Source organism: Pedobacter sp. 01N416 (genome assembly GCF_056399685.1).
In genome coordinates this window covers 1-4,650 of the sequence record NZ_JBFTRT010000539.1, presented here as the reverse complement: position 1 = coordinate 4,650, position 4,650 = coordinate 1, and the positions used below count along the sequence as shown (strand labels likewise).

Genomic DNA, 4,650 nt, shown 5'->3' with positions numbered 1-4,650 from the left:
GGGTTTTACCGGTGCAGCAATAATGTCTTTCGTAAATGGAGAAACCTCATTAACATTGGTTTTTACCGCGGTAATGGCTGGCTTTTCTACTTTAACGATGCTTTTATCTTCGCCTTTATGTTTTAAGATAGAAACATAGTTGTTGACGAAAAATTTATTGGCAAAATCTACAATTTCCTTTTTGGTTACTTTAGCCATTGCATCGGTTGATGCCAGGGTTTTATCCCACTCCGTACCACGGTTTTGGATAAAGGCATTCATCGCGAAATCTGCACGCACATCGTTATTATCGAAACTTTGTAACTCTGCCAATTTGATGTTTGCAACAGTTGCTTTAATCAAACTTTCGTCGAATTCGCCTTTTTTAAGGAGTTCTACCTGCTCTAACAATAATTTTTGCGCTTCTTCTAAACTTTGTCCGGCTTTAGGTGAGCCAGATAAGATGAAGATTCCATAATCTTTCATCGAGTTATAACCAGCGCTTGCCCTCAACATTTTTTGCTGTTTATTGATGTTGATATCCATTAAACCCGCTTTACCGTTGGCTAAAATGCTGCCGATTAAATCCAGTAGTAAGCTTTGGTGTGTATTTTGAGCAAAACCTCTATAGGCAACGTATAAATTTTCGGCACTTGGACCGTAAATGTCAACCGTTTGAACCTGCGTTAATGGTTTTTCTGGAGCAGGGTTGTAGAGTGAAAATGGTTTTGGAACCATGAAGGCAAAATCTTTATCGATTTTTTTAATTAAATCATCATAATTAATATCGCCACTCATAATTAGGGCCATATTATTAGGCACATAATATTTGTTGTAATATTTTCTGATTTCGATTAAAGATGGATTTTTTAAATGTTCAATGGTACCAATGGTGGTTTGTTGTCCGTAGTTATGTGTTGGGAACAAAGCATACAGCATTTTCTCATACATTTTACGGCCATCGTTATCCATACCGATGTTTTTTTCTTCGTACACAGCTTCTAACTCTGTATGGAAGATACGGAAAACAGGGGCGCGGAAACGTTCTGCCTGTACGGCCAAAAATTTATCAATGGCGTTTGATGGAAGATCTTCCTCGTAAACGGTTTCTTCTACCGAGGTGTGGGCGTTGGTAGAGTTGCTCCCGATCGATTTCATCATTTTATCGTATTCGTTTGCGATAGAATAATTAGAAGCTTCGCCCGAAGTTTTATCAATTTCTTTATAAATCTCTTTACGTTTAGCCGGATCGGTAGTTTTGTTGTATGTTTCGTAAAGTGCCTCGATCTTATCTAAAAGTGGTTTTTCTTTGGCATAATTTAAGGTTCCAAATTTATCCGTTCCTTTAAATAAAAGGTGTTCTAAATAATGCGCCAGGCCGGTATTGGTACGCGGATCGGTATTACTGCCCGCTCTTACCGCCATTTTATAGGTAATATTTGGCTCTTTATTGTTCTGGGATAAAATTACTGTCAAACCGTTTTTTAGTGTATAAAAACGTGTTTTGGTCGGATCGTTGGTTACATACCTGTAGCTAAAGCCACCAGATGTTCCTGTTTTCCATTGATAGGTTGTTTGCGCCTTCGCTAAAGCACCTGTAAATAGAAAACAAGCCAAAGTAAATAGTTTGAATTTCATTGAATTGGTTTTGGTTTATGATAATGAGTGCGTACCTGTTGGTTTAAGCGTGATCTCAAATACAGCCTTCATTTTTAATAAGTTATTTATCCAAATATATATGCTTTCTGGCAGGGAATGAAATAATTTTGATTTCAAAACTAAAAATCTAGGAATAAATGATTTTTGCATATAAACCATGCTTTATTGTGCCTTGAATTTATAATCTGTATTTTTACCGACATGACAAAGCAGGGCACAAAACCAAATATTTTAGTTGTAAATGATGATGGCATTACAGCTACAGGCATCAAAAATTTAATGGAGGTAATGCAGGAGCTGGGCAATGTAGTGGTGGTTGCGCCAGATAGTCCGCAAAGCGGAATGGGGCATGCCATTACCATAGGTAAACCGATCCGTTTTGATAAGGTTGATCTTTATGCCGGTGTAGAAATGTACAAATGCAGTGGAACCCCGGTTGATTGTGTTAAAATTGCTGTAAATAAGATTTTTAAAGGTAAAAAACCTGATTTATGCGTTTCAGGAATTAACCATGGACTAAATAATTCGATTAATGTACTTTATTCAGGTACCATGTCTGCAGCGGTGGAAGGCGCGATAGAAAAAATCCCCTCTATTGGTTTCTCTTTAGATGATTTTGCAGCCGATGCCGATTTTAGTCATACCAAAAAATACATTAAAAACATCTGTGAGCAGGTTTTGGTGAATGGTTTACCAGAAGGAACCCTTTTAAATGTGAATTTCCCAAAAGGCGATCAGCTAAAAGGCGTTAAAGTTTGCCGTCAGGCCAATGCAAAGTGGATGGAAGAATTTGATGAAAGAACTGATCCTTACAAACGACCATACTATTGGCTAACCGGTGTTTTTGAAAATTTCGATAAAGGAGAAGATACCGATGTTTGGGCATTGGAAAACAATTATATTTCTATTGTCCCGGTCCAGTTTGATTTAACGGCACACCATGCGATACAAGCAATAAACAGTTGGGATTTTATTGGCAACAATGCTGCTAAATCTACAAGTACCGGCACTAAAGTTTCAGCGCCAGATGGCATAAATTTAGGTTAAGCGCTTGCCATTATGATTGATCGATTGAAAAGATTAAATAATTCTGTATGGATAGGTTTGGGCATTGGTTTGCTTGTGCCGGCAATATTTTGTTCCATTGCCTGGTACATCATTACCCATGTTGCTTCCCTTGCTAAAGCAGATTTGTTATATATTGGTGGTATTGCAATAAATGCCTATACCATGCAATACTTTTTTAAATACAATAAAGAAAATATTGGCAGGGGTATATTGGCCGCAACGTTTTTATGCGCTTTTGTATTTTTTGCTTATAAAGTTTTTTAAAACAGGCGTCATTGCGAACTGAAGAAGGGGATGGTGAGCTGGGTGAAGCAATCTTTCCGGCCAATGGTATTAAAGTATGTTATTATATTTCACCTAAAGTTTGGGCATGGAACCAAAAACGGGTGCTGAAAATCAAAAAGGTTGTCGATCATATGTTCTGCATCTTACCTTTCGAAGTAGATTTCTACAAAGAATGGGGCATGCAGGTAGATTATGTAGGCAACCCATTATTAGACGAAATTGCGCAATTTACTCCAGATCTAAATTTTCGCGAAAACCATCAATTAGGAGATGGAAAAATTATCGCCCTGTTGCCTGGTAGCCGCAAGCAGGAAATAGAACGTTTACTCCCGGTGATGTTGAGCATTACCGAAAACCATCCCGATTATATTTTCGCCATAGCAGCCGCACCAACCTTTACCGAAAGTTATTATCGCCGGTTTACGGGAGATAAAAAAGTTCATCTGCTTTTTAACAGTACCTATAATTTATTGCACCATGCGCATGCTGCAATTGTAGCTTCAGGAACAGCTACGCTAGAAACTGCTTTGTTTAAAGTGCCACAAGTGGTTGTTTATAAGGGCGGAACCATTTCAATTGCCATTGCCAGGATGTTGGTGAAAATTAAGTTTATTTCATTGGTTAATCTTATTGTAAACAAGAAGATTGTAACCGAACTTATCCAGGAAGATTGTAACACCCAAAAGGTGAACGGAGAACTCAAAATTATCTTAACAGGGGAGGGCAGGAGTGAGATGTTAAAACATTATGATGAGTTGCTTTTACTTATGGGAAAACCCGGCGCTTCGGCAAAAACGGCCAGATTAATTACGACCTATCTGCACAAAACAATTTAACAGGATAGAGGGGCCTGATTATGAACTTATTTATTTATACAGGATATTAATTTTGATACAAAAGACGCTTTAATGGTGCCTTTTGTTGTTTTAAGCTTTCATATTTACATTGAACCATCCTTTAACAAGTGTTTCTAAAACGATTAACATAAAAAATGTTAAATTGCGTCTTTATAATGGGCAAAAATTTAAAAGCTGCAATTTTTATTTAGCTTTGAATTGATTAACTTAAAGAAATCCAACCAGATGAAATCGCTTTCTATTAAAGATATAGCCGTAAAAGCAAATGTATCCATTACCACAGTTTCATTCATTATTAACGGTAAAGCAAAAGAGAAATCGATAAGCGAGGCAGTAATAGAGAAAGTTGAAAAAATTATCGAAGAAAGCGGTTATAAGCCTAATCAGATTGCAAGAAGCTTAAGAACTGGTAACTCCAATATCATCGGCTTAATTATCGAAGATATTTCCAATTCATTCTTCTCGAGGATTGCAAGGTTAATCGAAGATAAAGCCTATAAAAGAGGCTATAAAATTATTTATTCCAGTACAGAAAACAGCATCGACAAAGCAAAGGAACTGATCAACATGTTCAAATCGCGAAAAGTTGATGCCTATATCATTTCTCCAATAAAAGGAATAGAAGAAGATATACAAATGCTCCTGGATGATGGAAACCCTGTAATCCTGTTCGATAGAAATTTGTCAGACATTAATACCAGTTATGTTGGAGCAGATCATTTTAATGCCTCGCACCAGTCCATACAGAGTTTTATCGATCAGGGTAAAAAGAATATAGCCTTGGTTACCACTGATATAAATG

The 4,650-nt window shown here is 37.0% G+C and carries 5 protein-coding genes; 4 read left to right on the top strand and 1 reads right to left on the bottom strand.

Annotated features, from left to right (window positions below):
* Positions 1 to 1,617: M16 family metallopeptidase (locus tag AC1DND_RS23150; RefSeq protein ID WP_477584944.1), on the bottom strand; the 1,617-nt coding region annotated here is incomplete at its 3' end.
* 222 nt (positions 1,618 to 1,839) lie between these two features.
* Here AC1DND_RS23150 and surE point away from each other — a divergent pair.
* The 4 genes from surE to AC1DND_RS23130 all read left to right on the top strand — a co-directional run.
* Positions 1,840 to 2,685 (top strand): 5'/3'-nucleotidase SurE, encoded by an 846-nt coding sequence (gene surE, locus AC1DND_RS23145; protein ID WP_477584943.1) that lies wholly within the window; start codon positions 1,840 to 1,842, stop codon positions 2,683 to 2,685.
* Positions 2,686 to 2,709: 24 nt separating this feature from the next.
* Positions 2,710 to 2,970 carry a stationary phase survival protein SurE gene (locus AC1DND_RS23140; protein WP_245235043.1) on the top strand — a complete coding sequence of 87 codons (261 nt, stop codon included), beginning with the start codon at positions 2,710 to 2,712 and terminating at the stop codon, positions 2,968 to 2,970.
* Between the two features lie 11 nt (positions 2,971 to 2,981).
* Positions 2,982 to 3,827 (top strand): lipid-A-disaccharide synthase, encoded by an 846-nt coding sequence (gene lpxB, locus AC1DND_RS23135; RefSeq protein WP_477584942.1) that lies wholly within the window; start codon positions 2,982 to 2,984, stop codon positions 3,825 to 3,827.
* Positions 3,828 to 4,073: 246 nt separating this feature from the next.
* Positions 4,074 to 4,650: LacI family DNA-binding transcriptional regulator (locus AC1DND_RS23130; RefSeq protein ID WP_477584941.1), on the top strand; the 577-nt coding region annotated here is incomplete at its 3' end.